1 protein-coding gene is annotated in these 22,333 nt (G+C 68.2%); it reads left to right on the top strand.

Annotated elements, in window-relative coordinates; translation table 11 throughout:
- Positions 1-839: 839 nt before the first annotated feature.
- Positions 840-22,328, top strand: a complete 21,489-nt coding sequence (locus ROJ8625_RS16325) for a malectin domain-containing carbohydrate-binding protein (RefSeq protein ID WP_085792993.1) — start codon at positions 840-842, stop codon at positions 22,326-22,328.
- Positions 22,329-22,333 lie beyond the last annotated feature (5 nt).

Genomic DNA, 22,333 nt, shown 5'->3' on the forward strand with positions numbered 1-22,333 from the left:
ATGCATTCAATTGTTCTCAAAATAGCAACAATAGTCAGATCGGACCGACGGGACCAGGCGTCTGGCAGGGTGTGCGCGGTCTTCAGGCGACCGGCCGCCGCCGCCGAGAGCCCTTTTTTGCAAGGCCAAGACGGCGCAACCCGGCCCGCGCTGGATCGCAATTGCCCGATGTTCGGCCCGCGTCACGGTCGCACGGATCGGGGGAGCGGGGTCGTTCGATGGAAACCACACCGTCGCGCGCGCAATTCGACGAGAGTTGTATAAAAAGAGTTCTTCCTATGGTTGTGGGGTGGAGAACAATTCAGAGCCATTTCGTCGTCAATAGATATTAGACATAGCGGCGAATCAGTCGTCGCCCCGAGCACGACTCGGGCGCTTTGGAATATTTATTCGCATCGAATCATTTCAATCCGCGGTGCAGATCCGAGCATCTCAGCAATCTAGACGAGAATAAGGCGCGATTTTGACACGCCAGCGGCGGCATTGCGGCCAGATGACGCGTAAGTGAGCCACTTTTCAGTTGCCGGACAGGATCGAGTCGTTACCGAATGGTTAACGGCAAGAGATCGAGTTGTTCACAGGCCAGCCCTGCTGGTCAGACGACTTGCGACAGCGGCGCGCCATAAGCGCCGGAGCAAATTTTATTGCGATCAGGTTGCGTCCGATTCACGAGGGCGCCGCCACCAGACCGGTGTGTCTCGTAGCGATTCCAGCGCCTTAGGGCGACGTCCGATTTCGGGCGTCACTACGGCTGCGAGTGCCGAACAGCGATCCGTAATTCCGTACCGCCTGCGCGTGTCCCTGCAGGCAACAATACTGCTTTGCCTGGAGCTCTTGCAATGCCTGTTACGAATGATTTCACCCAGAGCGAACTCGATCTCAACGGCCAAGCGAACATCAACAGCCCAACCGCATTGGTGTGGGGCCCGGATGGCCGGCTTTACGTCACCGAGGTCGATGGCGACGTGAAGATCCTGACGGTCGCGTTCGGCGACAAGGATCCCGGCGACTCGGATCCCACCGCGCAGTTCTACGTGACCGCGTCCGAGACGCTGAACCAGGTCAAGGCGATCCAGAACTACAACGACGACGGCACCACGAATGGCAGCCAGAACCGCCAGGTGACCGGGATCGACGTGGTGCAGCAGCACGACGAGAACGGCGATCCGGTGCTCTTCGACGGGGTGCCGGCGGTCGACATCTGGGTGACCTCCTCGGACAGCCGCATCGGCGCGGGGTCGGGCGGCAACGACGCGAACCTCGACACGAACTCCGGCGTCATCACCCGCCTGCGCCAGACCGAGGACGGCTGGGACGCGGTGGACATGGTGCGCGGCCTCGCCCGGTCGGAGGAGAACCACGCCACCAACGGGCTCGAGATCATCCAGGTCTTCGAGAACGGGCAGCTGGTGTCGGAACGCGCGATCGTGGCCAGCGGCGGCAACGCCAACACGGGCGCGCCGTCCAACAACTTTGCCGGACAGCAGGAGCAGCCCCTGTCGGGCGCGATCCTCGAGGTGGACATTACCGAGTTGAACGGCATGACGGTCCTGACCGACGGGTCGGGCCGCCAGTACGTTTACGACCTGCCGACGCTCGACGACCCGACGCGCGACGACGCGAACGATCCGTTCGGCGGCAACGACGGCCTCAACAGCGCCAAGCTGCTGGCGGACAGCCCGGTGCAGATCTATTCCGCAGGCTATCGCAATCCCTACGACGTCGAGGTGACCGAGGACGGTCGCGTCTGGACCTACGACAACGGCGCCAACAACAACTGGGGCGGCCGCCCGGCGGGCGAGGATGAGGACGGAGACACCAACGCCACCGAGCCCGAAAGCGGCGTGCCGACCGGCTTCATCGCCACCAACCTCTTCGTCGAGGACAACGACGAGATCGAGGGCAACTTCGACCCGCAGAACTGGGACCAGCTGCACGAGGTCACGCGCTCGGACGATCTCGGCGCGCGCGAACTCTCGGCCGGTCTTGGCGGTGCCACGACCTATACGTGGGATCATCCCGACCTGGGCGAGCTGACGCTCGTCTACGGCGGCCATCCCAACCCGACGCGGGCCGAGGGCGCGCGCGCCGGTCTGCTCTACTCGCCCAACTCGGGCGTGCAGGGCGCCAAGCTCATGGTGTCGAACGCCGACAAGGGCGGCGGTGCGAGCGACTTCCTCGAGGTCGTCGCGTGGCTGCAGAGCATCGGCTACACCGATCAGTTCATCGCCGAGTTCGTCGTCGCGGTCGATCCCGGCGTCACCTACGCGGACACCTTCGTCGAGAACTACACCATTCCGACCGCGGCCGGGGAGTATTCGCTGGTCGAGGATCCGAACGGTCCGATCGGCCTGCCGGCCGACATCGACGAGATCGTCAACGCGCTGAACCCGGTCGAGGGCAACTACCTCGAGGCGGGCTACACCGATGGCGCCATCGACACCGGCAAGGGCTCGATCAACGGTCTGGCCGAATACACCTCGACGATCTTCGAGGAGGCCGGGCAGACCGGCATGGTCGGCGCGATCGTCGCGGCCAGCCTCAACCAGGGCCAGTTCTACATCATCGGCCGCGACGGCGACGGCATCGTGCAGACCACCACGACGCAGGGCCGGACCATCGCGGACGATCGACAGTTCCTCGAGTCGGGCGGCGCGCCGCTCGGCCTCGCCTCGATCGGCGACGACCTCGTCCCGTTCGGCGGCGAGACCGCGTTCCGCGGCTCGATGTGGGCGGCGATCTACAAGCAGAACGGTCCGGTCATCGAGATCTTCCAGCCCGGCAACGCCGAGGACAACGCGCTGCTCGGCGTCAACAACTACGCCGGGCAGGAGCCCGCGGACCCGACCGACAACGACCTCGACGGCGTCGACCACATCAACGATCCGTTCGACTTCGACGCGGACAACGGGCTGGCGCTCGGCGCCGGGCAGTCGATCGTCATCAACTTTAGCCAAGTGGACCTGGCCGCGACGCCCGAGTTCTCCGGCACCGTGGGCGATACCGGCCTGTTGGGCGCCGCGCTCGACGGCGTGACGCCGAACCGCGACGCGCGCACCGGCACCTTCGACGACAACAACGACGGCGTCACCGACCGCGGCGACGGCTTCCCGCCTGACGTTCAGGAGAACGGCCTCTTCGACAACGCCGGCAACATCATTCCCGGCGGCAACGCGCCGCTGCTGCAGATCAAGTCGGTGCAGGACGGCACCGCGCTCGACGGCGCGAACTCCCTGCGCGACGGCCTGCAGACCGGCGTGCGGCTCGACTCCGACGTCCAGCGCATGATCGCCGAGGTCGAGGTCTTCAACTGGTGGGCCGATCAGCCCGGCGGCGGTCGCGTCACCGGCCTCATGCTCGGCGACGGCACGCAGTCCAACTTTGTCCGGCTTGTCTTCGGCGATATCGGCGGCGGGCAGCTCGGGCTCGAGATCGGGATCGAGGAAGAGGATTCCTATACCGTCCTGCAGACCGTGACCGATCCCGCGCTGACCACGGCGCTGGAGACCGGCGCCGCGGCGAACCAGAAGAAGGTGACGCTGCAGATCGAGGTCGCGGATATCGGCGGCAGCTACGAGCTGAACGCGCGCTACGGCTTCGACGGCCAGGCGGGCTATACCGAGATCGACCTGCCCGGCGCGACGATCCCCGAGGGCGTGCTGCGCGACGTGCTCGACGGCACGCACGAGATCAGCGACGGCGACACGACGCTGCCCTCGGGCGCGTCGGTCGGCATCGTCGCCGAGAAGGACGCGGGTACGTTCTTCACCGCGGTCGATTTCGACGTCATCCGCGTCGAGGGCTTCGGCAACGAGATCAATGCCGCGACCGAGTCCGAGGCCGAAGCGCCCGGCACTCCCGGCACCGATACCGTGCGCTACACCGGGCCGGCGGCCGACATCCTGCTCGATCCCACGGTCGAGAACATCGACCTGTCGGCCACCGGCGCCGACGTGGCCGTGACCGGCAACGACAGCGACAACGTGGTCACCGTCGGCGCGGGCACGAACACGATCACCACGGGCGCAGGCGCGGACGAGGTGCGCGGCACGCTCGCCAATCTGGGCGGCGACACGATCACCGACTTCTCGACCGAGGACTCGGTGCTGATCGAGGACCTGTCGAGCCAGGACATCACCGATGTCGAGTATGCGGCGGGCTCCGCGATCCTGACGATCAACGGTCAGACGCTGACCTTCGACGGCGACTTCTTCGACGGGTTCGATCCCGCCGACGGCGAGGCGACCTTCGACTTCGTCGACACCGCGGAAGGCGTGCGCATCACGGCGCGCGAGCCGCTCGTTCCCGTCGTCGCGATCAACGCCGGCGGGACCGGCGGCGAAAGCTTCACCGGCACCCTGCGCGACACCGAGCTGACCTTCATCGGTGACGGCGGCGGCTCGTCCTCCGGGCCGGGCTTCGAGACCACCGGCAACAACAAGGCGTATACCAACGCGACCGCGTCGTCGTTCGACTTCCCGGACACCGATCTCGATTCCATCCTCGCGTCCGAGCGCTCGAACGCGGGCGATTTCGGCTACACCATCGAGGTGCCCAACGGCACGTACCTCGTCGATATGGTCTTTGCCGAGATCTACCACGGCTTCCACGGCGGCGGCGCGGACAACACCGGGACCGGCTTCCGCACCTTCGACGTGGAGCTCGAGGGCACCGAGGTCATCAGCAACCTCGACGTTCAGGCCGAGGCCGGCGGCGCCGGCCAGCAGCTGATCCGATCGGTCGTGGTCGAGGTGACCGATGGCGTTCTCGATATCAACTTCTCGCAGGATCCCGAGGACATCGACCAGGCGAAGCTGTCCGGTCTCGCGGTCTGGAGCGTCGGCGGCGGCTTCGCGCCCGCCGACACGACCGCACCGGTGATCGAGGAGATCAGCCTCGAGAACCCGCAGAACGTGCAGGACGGCGAGCGCACCGCGACCGTCGTGCTGAGCGATGCGGGCGGTTTCGACGCCGACGATTTCAGCGGGCTCGACGGCTCTGAACTCACCGTCACCGGCGTGGACGTCGACAGCATCACCTATACCGGCGTCACCCTGTCGGACGGCGACACCACCGCCACCCTGACCTACGAGATCGCAGCGGCGGGCGGCGCGTGGGAAGACGGCACCGTGGGCGAGATCTCGGTCGCGGCCGGCGCCTTCAGCGACGCCGCGGGCAACGGCAGCGAGGCCGGCTCGGGCGGGTTCGTCGTGCAGAAGAACCTCGACGATCTGGAGCGCGGCACGGTCGTTCGCGCGATCAACCTCGGCACCACGCTCGCGCAGTCGGGCGACCTGGCGTTCGATCCGGTGAGCCAGGAGGACGACGACAACGCCTATGGCGGCGCGCTGACCGACACCATCATCACCGACGCCTTCGGCAACCCGGTCGTGTTCGAGGCCGACAGCGACGCCTATCACACCTCGCCGAAGCCCAACCAGAACGCCAACATCGACGGCAAGTTCGGCGATACCGGCTCCAACGCCGGGGGCATCGACCTCGACGGATCGGCCTACCACACATACCGCGATTCCGCGGCGGCGAGCTGGACCTCGACCTATGACGGATTCGCCAACGGCGTCTACGTCGTAGAGCTGCACTTCGCCGAGCTGTTCCACGGCGATGCGAACGGCGAGAACGCGGCGGGCCAACGCGTCGGCGACTTCACGGTCAACGGCGTCGTCTTCGGCGACGATTACGATCCGGCCGGAGAGGGCCGCGGTGCCGACACGCCGTCGGTCCTGACGCAGACGGTGACCGTGACCGACGGCACGATCCAGGTGCTGGTGGACGACGTGACCGCCGGCCAGCCCGGCTATTCGGCCATCGTGGTCTACGAGGCGGTCGATCCCGCCGCGCCGGCCACCATCTCGGTCGCGGACGTGTCGGTCGCCGAGGGCGAGGACGCGGTCCTGACCTTCTCGCGCACCGGCGATCTGTCCGAAGAGATCACGGTCGACTACACCCTGAGCGCCGGCACCGCCGACGCCGCCGATTTCGGGGCGGGCACGCCCGATCCGGTGGTCTTCGCCGTGGGGCAGGCCACCGCGACCGTGACGGTCCCGATCGTCGACGACGAAGAGACCGAGGGCGCGGAAACCATCGCCGTGACCATCGACGCCGTGTCGAGCGGCCAGATCGGCGTCGGCGCCGCGACCATCAGCATCGCGCCGAGCGACAGCGATCTGCAGGTGCCGGCGGGTGGCACGCTCCTCGATCTCGACTTCGAGACCGCGGGCGATCCGATCGCTGAGGGCGGGTTCGACGCCCTGCTCGGCGGAGCGACGGCGCTCGACACCTCGCCGCTTGCCGGAGGAGAGGCGCGCGACGTCACCGTGGCCGGCGGCAAGCTCGTCATCGACACGTCGAACGGCGACCTGTCCCAAGGGCCCGGCGACGCGTCCAAGAACGACTTCGTCAAGACGCTGGACCTCAGCGATCCCGAGCTCAACGACATCTTCGTCACCACCCGCTTCGACAACCCGTTCCCGGCCACCCTGGCCGCGCAAGGTGTCACCGGCGAGGTGATCCCGAACTATGCGCAGCTCGGCATCCTCATCGCGCAGGGCGATCCCGCCACGCAGCAGGATCCCGGCCAGTTCCAGAAGCTGATCTTTGGCGGCAACAGCGGCACCGCGACACAGATCTGGTCGCAGACCGAGCTGCCCACGAGCAACGCGCAGACGCTGCAGATCACCAACTCCGACGGCTCGCCGGGCCCGATCTCGCTGGCCGCGGCGGCGCCGTTCGTGCTGTCCGATATCGCTACGGTCGAGCTGAGCCTCGCGATCGACAAGGCCGCCGGCACCGTGGCGCAATACGCCACCTTCTTCGACGCCACCGGCGCCGTCCTCGGCGGCACCCGGCCGACCGAGACGCCGGGCTTCCTGACCGCGCCGCCGGTGCAGCTCGAACCCGCCATCGCGGCGGCGATCGCCGACGGCACCAGCGTGGTCGGCGTCACCTCCACAGACTACAACCAGCCGCTCGACAGCTTCGAGGCGACCTGGGACTTCCTGCGCGTGACCTCGCCGCAATTCGAGGCGTCGGACGACGTCGCGACCGCGACGCTCACCGGCCCCGAGACGGTGGCCGAGGGCGACGCCGCCACCTACGAGGTCGTGCTGAGCGCCGATCCGTCCGAAGAGGTCAGCGTCACCGTGGACGTGACCGGCGCGGGCATCGACCCCGCGAGCCTGCCCGCGGATGCCGAGCTCGCCGCCGGCGGCACGCAGCTCACGCTCACCTTCGCGCCGGGCGGCGCGCTGACGCAGAGCTTTAGCGTCGACGTGGCCGACGACACCCTGCCGGAACTGGCCGAGGGCTTTGCCGTGACCGTGTCCGGCATCGGCATCACGCCGGGCGGCGCGGCCAGCGTCGCGACGACCATCGCCGCGAACGACGGCCCGGTCGACAGCGTGAACGGCACGCCGGTCGCGGGCGGCGACTTTGCCGACGACGGCACCGCGCCCACCGATATCGGGACACTCGCCGAGGGCATCACGACGGTCGTGGCGAGCCAGCAGGGCGACTCCGCTCCCGGCGGGCGCGAGCGCGACTACATCACCTTCACCGTGGCCGAGGGCCAGCAGCTCTCGGGCATCGTGCTGCGCGACTGGCAGACCGCCGAATCCGGCACGCCGCAGGCCTTCATCGGTCTCGACGACGGCAGCGTCATCGCCGTCGACCCCGTCACCTTCGACGGCGCCGAGGGGCTGCTGGGCGGCTACGTCTACAATACCGGCGACATCGTGAATCCCGCCATCAGCCAGGACGGCAACATGCTCGACGAGCTGGGGGATGGCGACGAGCAGGGCACCACCTTCGGCGACGGGACGGGCTTTTCGGGCCCGCTCCCGGCGGGCACCTACACGATCTGGCTCAACCAGGGCGGCGACATCTCGACCGCGACGCTGGAGCTGGTTACGGAGGCCCCCGACACCGGCCCGTCGCTGGTGAAGGGCGACTTCGTCTGGGGCATCAACGCGGGCAACGACGGGCAGATCACCGATACCGCCGGCAACGTCTACGACGCCGCGATCGCGTCCGAGTGGCCGGGGGCCGCCGCGTACCAGCCGAACAGCGCCGACAAGGTCGACTTCACCGGCGACGGCGTCGACAACGCCGACGACTCGGTCTACGAAAGCGAGTTCTACGGAGACGGCGCCGACCTGGTGTTCACCCGCACCGATATCCCGGCGGGCGATTACATCCTGACCTTCAAGCTGGCCGAGATCTTCGCGAACCTGCCCAACAGCACGGCGGGCGAGCGCGAGTTCGACCTCTTCGTGAACGGCGAGCTGGTCGCGGACGACCTGAATCTCGTCGAGGAGGTCGGCATCGAGGCGGCCTACGACCTCGACGTGCAGGTGACGATCCCCGACGAGGGCGAGGGCACCGGCACGCTGACCGTCACCGGCGTCGGCGTGATCGAGAACGCCAAGATCAACGCGCTCGCGCTCTACCAGGCGGTGCCTGACATCGTGGACCCGGTCGAGGTCACGGCGAGCGACGACACCTTCCGCCTGCCGGAGGACTCCGTCGCGGTGCCGCTCGCGGTGCTTCTGAACGACAGCGACACCGAGGGCGGTGTCATCTCGATCGAGAGCGTCGGTCAGGCCCAGCACGGCAGTGTGCAGCTCGTGGACGGCGAACTCTACTACTCGCCGGACCCGGATTACGTCGGGACGGATACGTTCACCTACGTTTCGACCAACGGCGAGACGACGGACGAGGCAACCGTCAGCCTGACGGTGGTGCGCTCGCACGAGCAGCCGCAATCGACACAGCATCCGGACAATCCGTACCCGAACGACTACGTCAATGCCGACGAGATCGCCCCAGAGATCTCGCCGTCGGGCAAGTCGCTCGTGCTGACGAAGGTCGCGGATCTGCCCAACGAGGCGAACGGCGCCGCCCCGCGGATGAACTCCTTCGACACGGTCGGAGAGCGGATCTTCGTGTCGACCGAAGGCACGCAGACCAACAGCAGCGTGATCTACGAGCTGGTGGCCGACGGCGCCGGAGGGCGCACGGTCGAGGTGTTCTTCGACATTGGCGCCGCCTATGCCGATGGCGCGGCCGACGGGCGCGCGCTGACCAATTCCGGCGGTGCGATCGTCCAGCAGGGTCTCCGTGGCATTGCCTTCCACCCTGATTTCGAGACCAACGGAAAGCTCTACACCTCGCTGTCCGAGGAGCGGCCCTCCGACACGACGGGCCACCCCTATCTCAGCGATGTCGACGGGAACGCGCTGAACTACGACTCGGTCGTGATCGAATGGACGATCGACGAGTCGACCGGTCTGATCGACCCCGACAGCTACCGGGAGGTGTTCCGCATCGGCAATGTCGGGTCCGGCTTCAACCACCCGATCCGCCAGATCGAGTTCAACCCGCACGCCGAACCCGGCGACGACGACTACGGCCTGCTCTACGTGGCGACCGGCGACGGCACCTGGAACTACCTGTCGCAGGGCGCGAACGCGTCCCAGAACAACGACGGACTGGGCAAGATCCTGCGCGTCGATCCGACGGAGCAGACGAACGGCGACTCCTACGGCGTGCCCGCCGACAACCCGTTCGTCGGCGATGCGACGATGAACGACGCCGTCTACGCGCTCGGCTTCCGCAACCCCGGCACCATCACCTTCGCGACGGATGGCAGCGGCGACACCGTGATCCTCACCACGAGCGTCGGGTTCGACAACTTCGAGGAAGTGAACCTGATCGAGGCTGGCGGGAACTACGGCTGGCCGACGCGAAGCGGTCCGTTCATCGTGACCCAGGAGGGCGGCAACACGACCGGCGTGCTGCCCCTGCCGGCGGACGAAGCCGATTTCGGCTTTACCTATCCCGTGACCTTCATCGCTCACGACCCGTTCGACTCCGGCGAGGATATCGGCTTTGCGGGCGACATCGGCGCCGCGCTGACCGGCGGTCACGTGATCCAGAACGGCTCGGAGCTCGACGGCGAGTTCATCTTCGCGGACTTCGCCGAAAACGGCCGCTTCTTCCATGTCTCGCTCGACGATCTGCTGTCGCAGACGATCACACTCGAGCCGGGACAGGATCCCGACGCGCTGACCTTCGCGACACCGTCCGAGTTGACGATCCTGCTCGACCATGACGGCGATCCGACCACCACGCCCATCGTCCAGGGCAACTTCAAGGACATCGTCGGAAGCTTCCGCACCGACGTGCGCTTTGGCGAGGGGCCGGACGGCGAACTGTGGGTTCTCAACAAGCGCAACGGCGAGATTTACGTCGCCAGCAACACGCTCGAGGCCGATACGGTGAACGACGCGCCGCGTGGCGTGGTGGTGTCGACGGTGGTCGGAACGCTCGAGGAGGTCACCGACACCAGCGCGCCGATCAAGGTCGCCAACATAACGGTGGTCGACGACCCGCTCGGCACGAACGTGCTGAGCCTCGGCGGCGATGATGCGAACCTGTTCGAGATCGTGGGACGCGAGTTGTTCCTGCAGGCGAATGTCGCGCTCGACGCGGTCAACAACCCGAGCCTCGACGTGACCGTGCTGGTGGACGACCCCGATGTCGGGGCCGCCGTCGATGCAAGCGCGACCTTCTCGGTCTCGGTGGTCCCGGAAGTCGCGACCGATCCGACCGACGTGGACGCGGACGGGCTGCTCAACAACCTCGACCCGGCGGCGTACGACGCCGCGAACGGAATGGACAATGTCCTTCTGGGCGGTCAGACGATCTCGCTCGATTTCGACACCGACACGACGGACCCGCTCGACGGGTCGTCGGGCCTTACCGGTGTCCAGATCGTGCCGGGCAACAGCTCGTTCGGGCCCTTCGACGACCCCGACGACCCCTACGGCAGCCTGACCACGGATACCGCGGAAGTCTCGGGGGGCAATCTCGTCATCCAGACCACGACGGGCGATATCGGCGGCAACAATTCGGGCCAGGACAACTACCAGACGATGCTCGACGTCTCCGGCCAGAACAGCGTGACGTTCACGACCAAGTTCGCGAACCCGTTCGACGCGTCCACGCAGCCGTTCTCGCTGATCGGGTTCAACATCGGGACCGGCACGCAGAGCGACTTCTACAAGATGCTCTTCATCGTGACGGGGAGCGGCGTGAACGTGCAGGTCGCGCAGGAGAATGCCGGATCGACGTCCGAAACCAACACGTTGATCGGAACGCTGCTCGACGAGGGCCTGGGTCTCGCGGACATCGCCGATGTCGTGCTGTCCATGACCTTCGACCGGACGGCCGGTACGATCACGCCCGAGGTGACGTTCCTCGACGAAAGCGGCGCCGAGATCGGGGGTGGCACGCTCGCCGCGTCCGCCCCGCCGCCGAACCTGCTGGCGGCTCTCAACGGCGAGAACCCGGCGACCGGCGGAACCGGCGGCGTGGCGCTCGCCGTCGATACCAGCAACATCATCGCGCCGGACAGCTTCACGGCCGAATTCGACTATCTGCGCGCGGTGTCCAACGATGCACCGGTCGGTGACCCGACAGTGGCTCTCACCGGCGCGGCCAACGTGACCGAGGGCGACAGCGGCACGACGACCGTCGAGTACACGGTGACGCTGAGCCAGGCACCCGTGTCGGATGTCGACGTGACCGTGAACCTGACGTCGGTCCTCGGCGGCGGGGCCACCGTCCCGGCGACCGTTCCCGGCGACGTTGCCTTCGCAGGCGGAGCGACCTCGCAAACGCTCACCTTCACGCCGGGCGGCGCGCTGACCCAGACCGTCACCGTCGAGGTGGCGGGCGACGCCGAGGTCGAGCCGAACGAGACGTTCTCGATCTCGCTCGACACCACGCTCGAAACAACGGAGGGCGCCACCGACGAGATCGTCGTGACGATCGACAACGACGATGCGGATACAGCCACGGTCGCCGTGGGTGACGTGTCCGTCGACGAGGATGCCGGCGTCGCCACCGTGACGTTCACGCGGACAGGCGACGACGCGGAGGACGTGACGGTCACGTATTCGACCGTCGACGGCACCGCGACCGCGGGCACCGATTACACCGCGGTCACTGGCGGCACGGCCGTGATCCCCGCGGGTGGAACCGGCACGATAACGGTCGACATCCCGCTTCTCGGGGACACCGACGTCGAAGGCGACGAGGCGTTCAGCGTCGTGATCGACGCCGCTGTCGCGCCGACCAGAACCGTTGTCATCGATGATGCAGAGGGCATCGTCACGCTGACCGACAACGACGTGCCCCCGCCGCCGCAGGATGCGAGCCCGGAGGGCGATCTGGACGGCGACGGCGTGCTGAACGCGGACGACGACGACATCGACGGCGACGGCGTTCTCAACACCGACGAGACCTTCGTCTACGACGCGACCGACGCGGGCACCGCGCTCGTCAACGGGCAGGTCGTGCGCTTCGACTTCGGCGCCGAGGGCGACGATCCGATCACGCCGTTCGAGGCCGGGTTCACCGGGTCCCTGTGGAGCCCGAACAAGCCCGACACGCCCGAGATCAACCTCGACACCGCTGAGGTGTCGGGCGGCACGCTCAACGTGGTGGCCGGCCCCGGCGATCACTTCGGCGGCAACAACACGCAGGAAAACGCCTTCGTCGCTGCCTATTCGGCGGCCGAGGGCCTGCGCGTCGAAACGACCTTCGCGCTGCCCGACTTCGACCCGACGAGCCCGGGCGTGCAGGGGCCCGTGGACTTCCAGGGTGCGGGCGTCGTGATCGGTGTCGACCAGAACACAATGGTCAAGGCGGTCTTCGGACGGACCGGGCCCGAGCTGCAGATCGTCCAGGACAACGCGGGCGGCGGCGCGCCGAGCGACATCGTCACGCCGATGCCGGACGGCTTCGACTTCGGTGCCGCGGACATCGCGGACGTGCGGATCGTGCTCGACGTCTACATCGACGACACGTCCGGCACGCCGGTGGCGATGTCCACGGCCACGGTGACCTTCCTCGACTCCGCCGGCGACCCGATCCCGGAGGTCGACGCGCTTACGATCGGCACGATCGAACTCGAAGGCACGCTCGCGCAGCTGGTGCTCGACGGGGCGCCGCTCGGCGCCGGCACGATCCAGACCTCCACGACTTCGGGGCAGGTCTTCGACGTCGCCTACGACTATCTCGAGGTCACCGCCCTGGGCGAGCCGCCGGCGGACGTGCCGCCGACGGTCGCGCTCGAGACCGTGGTCGCGAGTCTGCCGGAAGACGCGGACACCACGCAGTCGGTCAAGATCGCCGATATCGTGGTGACCGATGACGGGCTGAGCGCGGTCGCGCTGTCGGTCACCGGCGACGACGCCGGTCTGTTCACCATCGTGGACGGCACCGCCGGGCCCGAGCTGCACCTCGTGGCGGGCACCGTGCTCGACTTCGAGACGGCGGCGAGCCTGTCGGTCGGCGTGACCGCGACGGACGGGGCAGGGACCGGATCGGCCGATCTGACCCTCCCGGTCGACGACGTGAACGAGGCGCCGACCGTGACGCTCGAGAACGCGCTCGCGGAGATCGCGGAGGATGCGGACCTGACCGGCGGCGTGAAGATCGCCGACATCGTGGTCGCCGACGACGCGCTCGGCACCGCCGACCTCGCGCTCGACGGGGCCGATGCCGGCCTGTTCGAGATCCGCGGGACGGAGCTGTTCCTGAGCGAAACCGCGGTGCTCGACTTCGAGAGCGCGACGCAGCTCGACGTGACCGTGACCGTGGACGATGCCGAGGTGGGCGTCACGCCCGACGGCAGCGCCGCGCTCACTCTCGCGGTGGGCGACGTGACCGAGCGCGAGCAGGTCGCAGACGCGCCGGGCGACCTGCCCGGCGCCGACGGTGGCACCAACGAGATCGACACCGTGGTCTATACCGGGTCCGAGGATGTCGGCGCGACCGGCGCCGCCTACCAGCTGCCCGACGCGGTCGAGAACTTCGACGCGACCGGCACGGGCACGGTCAAGGTCGCGGGCAACGCCGGCGACAACGCGATCGGTGTCGGCTCCGGCGCCGAGGACGAGGTGGACCTCACCAGCGGTGGCAGCGACAGCGTCACCGGCACCGGTGCGGAACTCGACGGCACGACCATCGCGGGCTTCGAGAGCGACGACCGCATCGTCGTCGAGGGCGGCGCGGGCGCGAGCATCGTCAGCGTGGAGCGCGGCTCGACCGTGCTCGGCATCGACACCGACGACGACGGGGAGGCCGACAGCACCGTGACCCTCGTCGAGGACTACGACGAGGAGGACCTCGTCGTCACCGAGGAGGACGGCAACCTCGTCATCGGCGTCGCGCCGGCCGAACCGCCGGCGACCGTGCGTATCGAGGCCGAGGACCTGACCAACGCGGGCGGCTACGAAACCGAGGGCAACGGCGTCGCGAGCGAAGACGCGCTGATCTTCACCCGGACCGCCGGTACCGCGGGCATCGCGCTCGACGGGCTCGTCGTGCCCGGCATGTACAACGTGACCGTCGGTTACTTCGACGAGAACGACGGCACCGCGCAGGCGACGCTGACCATCGACGAGCGCAGCGAGACCTGGATCTTCGACGCCGACACGACGTCGAACGGGGCCGCAGCCGGCAGCGCGCGGACGATCACCTTTGCCGCGGTGACGGTGGACTCGGACTCCACCCTGACGCTGAGCTCGCTGCGCGAGCAGGGCGAATTCGCGCGGATCGACTACGTCGAGTTCACGCCGATCGATACGGGCGAGGATCTGCCGCCGATCGTGGTCGCGGCGCCCGAGGACGCCACCGTGCCCGAGGGCATGGCCTTCGAACTCGACCTGAACGGGGTGTTCGACGACGCCGACACGCCCGAGCTCACCTACACGCTCGATCCCGCCGCGCCGGCGTGGCTGTCCATCGATCCGGCGACCGGCATCCTGTCTGGCACGCCGGCGGACGGCGACCTCGGCGGCCCGGTCACCGTGACCGCGAGCGACGGCACGTCCAGCGTCAGCACGACCTTCGACGTGACCGTCGAGGACGTGGTGACCAGCGGGCCGATCCGCGTGCAGGCCGAGGACCTGACCCTCTCGGGCGCCTTCTTCGCCCAGAGCCTCGGCGCGGCCGACGGCCAGGTGATCCGGGTGACCGAGAACGACACCGGCACCGCCACCTTCGACCTCGCGGCGCTCGAGCCCGGCACCTACGCGATCCGCATCGCCTATTTCGACGAGAACGACGGCGAGAGCACCGCGACCGTGACCATCGGCGATCGCAGCGAAAGCTGGGTGTGGAACGACGACGCGACCAGCGGCAACGGCGGCCAGGCGCAGAACATCCGCGTGCGCAGCTTCGACTCCTTCGAGATCGCGGGCGGATCGCTGACGCTGACGGTCACCGGCGACGCCGGAGAGCTCGGCCGCGTCGACTACATCGAGTTCGTGCCGGAGGAGGGCGATCCCGACAACCTGCCGCCGTTTGCGGCGTTCGAGATCCCGCCGCAGAGCGCGACCGAGGGCACGCCCTACGACCTCGACTTCGCGGAGTACTACGTCGATCCCGAAGAGCAGCCTCTCACGCTGAGCGTGCTGTCGGGGCCGGACTGGCTCAGCATCGTGGACGGGCGCCTTGTCGGCACCCCGCCGGACGACACCGAAACCGGCGACATCACTGTCGAGTTCGCGGTCAGCGACGGCAACACCACGATCACGGACAGCCTCGTGATCTCCGTGACCGGCGAGAACGACGCGCCCGAGACTCCGGGCATCCCGGCGCAGGTGGTCAACGACTCCAGCGTCGAGATCGACCTGTCGGCGTTCTTCTCCGATCCGGACGGCGACACTCTGAGCTACTCGCTCACGGGAGCACCGGAGGGCCTGTCCGTCGATGCGAGCGGTCTGCTGTCGGGCCCCGCCCCGGCGACCGGACCCTACCAGATGACCGTGACCGTGACCGACGGCACCGAGACGATCAGCACCGACCTCGTGCTGAACGTGGTCTATTCCGCCGGCGGCGAGGAAGTGAGCATCGAGGCGGAGGACTTCGACCTCGAAAGCGGCTTCTTCGTGGAGACGCAGCCGGCGGCGTCCGGCGACGCGGGCATCCGCCTGCTCGGCAACACGTCGGGCAGCGCCAGCTACACCTTCGACGACCAGATCACCGCGGGTCTCTACAACGTGCGGGTCGACTACTTCGACGAGAACGACGGCGTCAGCGCGGCGCGGCTTCTCGCGTCGACGGACGGCGGCGCGACGTTCGAGGAACTGGGCGCCTGGCTCTTCGACGACACGACCGGCGGCAACGCGGCGCAGGCGGCGAGCCTGCGGGCGCGCGTGTTCTCCGGTCTCGAGGTCGGCGAGGGCGTGATCCTGCGGCTCGAGGCGGATGCCGAGGGCGGCGAGTTCGCGCGGATCGACGGGATCACGCTGATCCCGGTCAGCGGCGCGAACTTCGCCCCGGTGGCCGAGCCGGGCTTCGAGGGCGGCACCTTCGCCGCGCTCGACCCGATCTCCATCGACCTCGGCGACGCCTTCAGCGACCCTGAGGAAGATCCGCTCACCTTCACGCTCGTCTCGGGCCCGGAGTGGCTGTCGGTCGAGAACGGCGCGCTCGTCGGCACGCCGGACAGCTTCGGCACCTTCGAGGTGACGGTCGCGGCGACGGACGGGCCGGACAATTCCGGCATCACCTCCACCGCGACCTTCGCGATCACCTTCGTCGACGACAACGCCGCGCCGGTGGTGGACCTGCCGCTCGGCACGATCACCCTCGACGAGGGCCAGATCCTCGAGACGCAGGCGATCTTCTCCGACCCGGACGGTGACACGCTGACCTATTCGCTCGGCGAGGGGGCGCCCGCGTGGCTGTCCATCGACCCCGAACTCGGCGTCCTGTCGGGCTCGCCCGGGCCGGACGACGTGGGCACCGTGTCGGTCGAGGTGATCGCCACCGATGACGGCGCGCTGTCGGCGACCGACATCGTGACGCTGGTGATCGAGAACGTGAACCAGGCGCCGGAGGCGGGCGCACCGCTCGCCGATGTCGACCTCGACGGCGGCGCGGCGATCTCTGTCGCCGTTCCCGCGGACGCGTTCACCGATGCCGACCTCGGCGTCGTGCCGGGCGAAACGCTGACCCTGTCGGCGACCCTTGCCGGCGGCGGCGCGCTGCCGGACTGGATCACCTTCGACCCGGCCACCGGCACCTTCTCGGGCACCGCGCTCGCCAACCAGTCGCTCGACATCACCGTCACCGCGACCGATGCGGAGGGCGAGACGGCGACGCAGACCTTCACGCTGGCCGTGGGCGACACGCCGGACCTGCGCGAGCCGATCGTGATCGAGGCCGAGGACTTCACCGGCCTCGCCGACAGCGGCTTCGTGGCCGAGAACATCTCGACCGCGTCTGGCGGGCGGGACATCCGTGCGCCGCAGAACAGCACCGTGTCGGTGACCACCGACACCACGGCGGTCGGCGCGACGGGCTTCTACACCGTGACCGTGCGCTATTTCGACGAGACCGACGGATCGAGCATCGGCCGGATCCTCGTCGGCGGCGAGGAGATCGGCACCTGGGCCTTCGAGGAAGGCACGCCGGTGTTCGGCGGGCCGACCGGCACGTCGATCCAGCGCGGCAACATCCGCGAGATCAGCTTCGACACCGTGTTCACCGCGGGTGACCTCACGGTCGAGGTGACCGCGGGCGGCGGAGAGCTTGGCCGGGTCGACCTGATCGAGCTGACTCCGGCGGACGATCCCGCGCCGCGCCTGACCACCACGGCGCTGGCGGCGGACGAGAACGCCGCCGCGGCGGGCGTGATTGACGCGCCGGGCGCGACATCGTTCGCGCTCGTGGACGGGGAGGGCGACAACGCGCTCTTCTCAATCGACGACACCGGCGCGCTCACCTTCCTCGCGGCGCCGGACTTCGAGGCGCCCGGGGACGGCGACACCGACAACGTCTACGAGGTCGTCGTCGAGGCCACGAACGCCAACGGCACGGCCACCGGCACCGTCGAGGTGACCGTCGCGGACGTGAACGAGGCGCCTGGTCTGACCGTCACGCCGATCCTCGCGTCGCTGACCGAGGACACCGACACCAGCGCGCCGATCGCCGTCGCCGACATCGTCGTCACGGACGACGCGCTGGGGACCAACACGCTCACCCTCACGGGGGCCGATGCCAGCCTCTTCGAGATCGTGGGCGGACAGCTCGTGCTCCGGGCCGGTACCGTCCTCGACGCGGCGACGAACGGTGTGCTCGACGTGTCGGTGGTGCTCGACGACGCCACGCTCGGCACCGCCGAGGAAGCGACCGAGAGCCTGAGCGTTGCGGTCACGACGGAGGACGGCACCCCTGCCCCCGAGGTCGTGCTGCGCGTCAACGCCTTCGGTCCCGAGGTGCAGGCGACCGACGGGGGGCCGAACTGGCTCGCCGACACGGAGGCCGCGCCGTCGGAGTTCCTGACGACGACGAACAACCGGGGCGACGCACCCGCGGCCGGCTACAGCGGCAGCGCCGCGGCGATCCCGGAGGACGTCCCGGAGGCGGTGCTCGACACCGCGCGGTCGAGCGACGCCTCGTTCTCCTACGACGTGCCCGTCGAGAACGGCACCTACCAGGTGAACCTCTACGTGGCGGAGCTGTTCTCGGGCGGACAGTCCGGCGGCTTCCGGGTCTTCGACTTCTCGGTCGAGGGCAGCGTGCCGGCGGCGTTCGACAACGTCGATCCGGGCACGGCCTACGGTGCCGACGTGGGCGTCCTGACGACCACGGTCGAGGTCACCGACGGGGTGCTGAACCTCGGCGTTCTCAAGGACACCGTCGAGGGCATCCAGAACCCGATTCTCAACGCCTTCGAACTGGTCAAGCTCCCGGATATCGACCTGACGCCGCCGAGCGCGACCCTCGCGATCGTGAACCCGGAGACGGCGGACGGTCCGCTCGGCGTCGAGGTGACGCTGGCCGATCCGGACGACGTGGACCCCGAAACCTTCGACGCGGGCGATCTCGCCTTCTCGATCGGCGGGTTCGAGGTTCCGGCGGCGATCACCTTCGATGGCTACGAGGCCGGAGTCGCGAGCTACTCGGTCGCGGCGCCGGACGGCGGATGGGTCGACGACACCCAGGTCGGGGTCACGCTGCAGGACGGCGCGATCGCCGACGCGGCGAGCAACGGCAACGCCGAAGTGACGGTCGGGGCCCAGATCGAGATCGGCGGCGGTTCGACCGGCGGCGGCGACGGCGAAGAAGGACCGGCGCTGCTGCGCATCAACGCCTTCGGACCCGAGGTCGCGGCGATCGACGGCGGCGTGGTCTGGCAGGCCGACGGGGAGGGCGCGGCGAACTCGCCCTACCTCGTGGTCACCGAGGATCGCGGCGACGCTTTCGGCTTCGCCGGCGACCCCGCCACCATCCCGGGCGACGTGCCCGTGGCGGTGATGAACACCGCGCGGTCGAGCGATCTGCCGTTCGGCTACGACATCCCGGTGTCGGATCTCGCCGGAAACGGCAACTACACCGTGACCCTGCACCTGGCCGAGCTCTTTGACGGCAACACGGCGCCGGGTAACCGGGTGTTCGACGTGGCGATCGAGGGCCAGACCTTCGGCGTGCTCGACAACATCGACCCCGCGCTTCTGGGCGGCGGTCAGGATGCAACGGAGCTGAAGTACAACGTCACGGTCAGCGACGGGACGCTCGACATCGACTTCCTGCAGGACCTGGTCGACAACCCGATCGTCAACGGTATCGAGATCGCCAGCTTCTCCGGCGAGGTCGAGGGTCCGCCGGATCCGGTCGATCCGACCGGTGCGCTCGAGGCCTTCGCGTCGCAGTCCGACCTTGTCACGTCCGCCAGCTACACCGGTGGCGAAATCGGCTCGGCCTACCTTTCGATCATGACCGGCAACAACAACGTGCAGGCCTCCAACTTCGGCGGCAGCTCGTTCGAGGTCACCAATACCGGCGACAAGACGATCTCGGCGATCTTCATCGACGTCGAGGGCGCGCTCTATCCCGACAGCGTGTTCGATCCGGACGGGCAGGGCGGCGACGGGGCCTTCAAGAACTGGGCGATCGACAGCGACGGCGACACCGGGGCGTACATCACCGGCACGGGCTACTTCCTGCCCGGCATCGATCCGATCCCGAATACGGGCGGCGCCGGCGGCGCCAGCAACGGCGGCTTCAAGGGCGCGATGGTCAAGTTCAATCCGGCGAACGACGGCGGGTTCAACAGCACCGAGACCGTCGGTTTCTCGGGCGACATGGATCCCAACTCCGTCGCCGGGATGGACAAGGGCGACATCGACGGCTCCGCGATCCTGAGCTGGGACGTGGGCGGCATCTCGGGCCACGAGCTCATCGGGTCGACCTTCACGGTCCTGTTCGACGACGGCTCGACCGCGAGCGGATCGCTCGCGTCCGACGGCAGCTCGGCCGGATCGCACGCGATCGCGACCGAGGCGCCGACCGCCACTGCGCCGGGCCTCACGGTCAACGGGGTCAACCCGGGCGGGGCCGGCACCTACGGCGGCACCGTGCCCAGCGTGATCGTCTCGGGGGATCCGGGCGACGTGGTCCGGATCACGCTCTCCAAGGGCTTCAACCCGGTGGTGGAGCAGTCGAACGGGATCGCCGACATCGTGAACGCGCGGCTCGAACGCTACGCCTTCGAGGCCAACAACGCCTTCGACGTCCAGAGCGTCGAGGTCACGATCGGCGCGGGCGGCACCTTCGACGCCTCGACGCTCTTCGACTACGACGATCCGATCAACAACAACGTGGGCTCGGGCAGCTTTGCCGGGGACGACGTGCAGCCGATCGCCTTCGTCGCCACCAAGATCGAGGCCGGCGGGCAGGAGCTGCCGCTCGGACCGACATCGCGGCCGATCTACCTCGAGAACGTGGGTGGTCCGGTCGTCGGCGATCCGGTCACCCCGGCGCCCGAGGGCTACTACCAGCTTCTCGGCTCGGGCAACGCCGCCTACTTCAAGATCCAGATCGAGGATGCGGGCACCAACCCGGGCGGCAAGTGGTCCTTCCTCGACGCCCCCGACAGCGAGGGCCGTCAGTCCGGGTTCCAGGGCGAGGGCTACTACCTCTTCGGCAGCAACACCTCGACCGGGATCGACAACCAGGTCGGCGGCAACGAGATGCTGGAATACACGATCTTCGTGCCGGAAGGAGAGACGGGGACCTACAACTTCGTTCTTCGCGCCAGCCGCGACGGCACGGAGGCGAGCGACCAGCAGAACGACATCTGGCTCAACTTCAAGCACGCCGAGGATCCGGGCGTCGGCGACATCGAGGAGTTCCTCGTTCTCAACGGCAACGAGGCCGAACCGACGGCGGACGGCTTCGTGAAGCTCTTCGGCGGGCCCAACAACGGCTCGTGGGGCAACGCGACCGGGATCGACGGCGTGCCGGGCAACCCGAACGCGCAGCTCCAGATCTCGGAGCCGGGGCTCTACACGATCCAGATCGACGGCCGCAGCCAGGGCTTCCACCTCGACAGCTTCGTGCTGGAGAAGGCGGGCGGATCGAGCCCGGGGAACGGATCGGCGAACTCGCCCTTCGTGACCACGGGCGACACCCTGCCCACCGTCGTCGACCCGATCGACGATCTGTCGGTGGTCGTGGGCAACGGCACCACGATCGATGCAGGCGACGCGTTCGAGGATCTCGACCTCGATCCGCTGACCTTCTCGCTCAACGGCGCGCCGTCGGGTGTCAGCATCGATCCCGGGACCGGCGTGGTCTCCATCGGCGACGGCTTGTCGATCGGGACCTATCAGATCACGGTCTCGGCCACCGATGACGACGCCAACGTCGCCAGCGACACCTTCACGCTGAACGTGACCGAGCAGCCGACCGGCGGCACGATCACGGCGACCATCGCGTCGGGCAGCGACGACACCGACCAGAACGCCGGCGGCGGTGCGGTCAACGTCACCAAGACCGATCTGGAACTTGGCGACAGCGGCCGGGACATCGGGCTGCGCTTCACCGGTCTCGATCTCGAGTTCCTCGAGAGCGTGACCATCACGGGCGCCTATCTCGAGTTCACCAACCGGGCGAGCGGCGGCAGCAGCGGCACGATCGAGGCGGCCATCGCGCTGGAGGACTCGGTCTCGACCGAAACCTTCAGCCAGGCCAACGCGCCGCTCACTCGCGACCAGTTCGACTTCGTGACGGACTGGGTGGACAGCGACGTGCCCGGCGGGGGCGAGACGTTCGAGAGCGCGGACTTCACCGAGATGCTCGAAGCGTTCCTGACCGACAAGGCGGGCGGTCTGTCCAGCAGCGACGACCTCGTCTTCGTCATCACCGACGAGGCGGGCATCCGGAAGATGTCCTCGTTCGAGGGCGGCAGCCCGGCCGAACTCGTGATCGAGTGGGACGCGCTCTGATGCGC

This window comes from Roseivivax jejudonensis (genome assembly GCF_900172265.1).
In the GTDB taxonomy this organism is placed as follows: domain Bacteria; phylum Pseudomonadota; class Alphaproteobacteria; order Rhodobacterales; family Rhodobacteraceae; genus Roseivivax; species Roseivivax jejudonensis.

Coding starts and splice junctions, on each gene's coding strand:
- ROJ8625_RS16325 (WP_085792993.1), top strand. CDS start 840: ATGCCTGTTACGAATGATTTCACCCAGAGCGAACTCGATCTCAACGGC.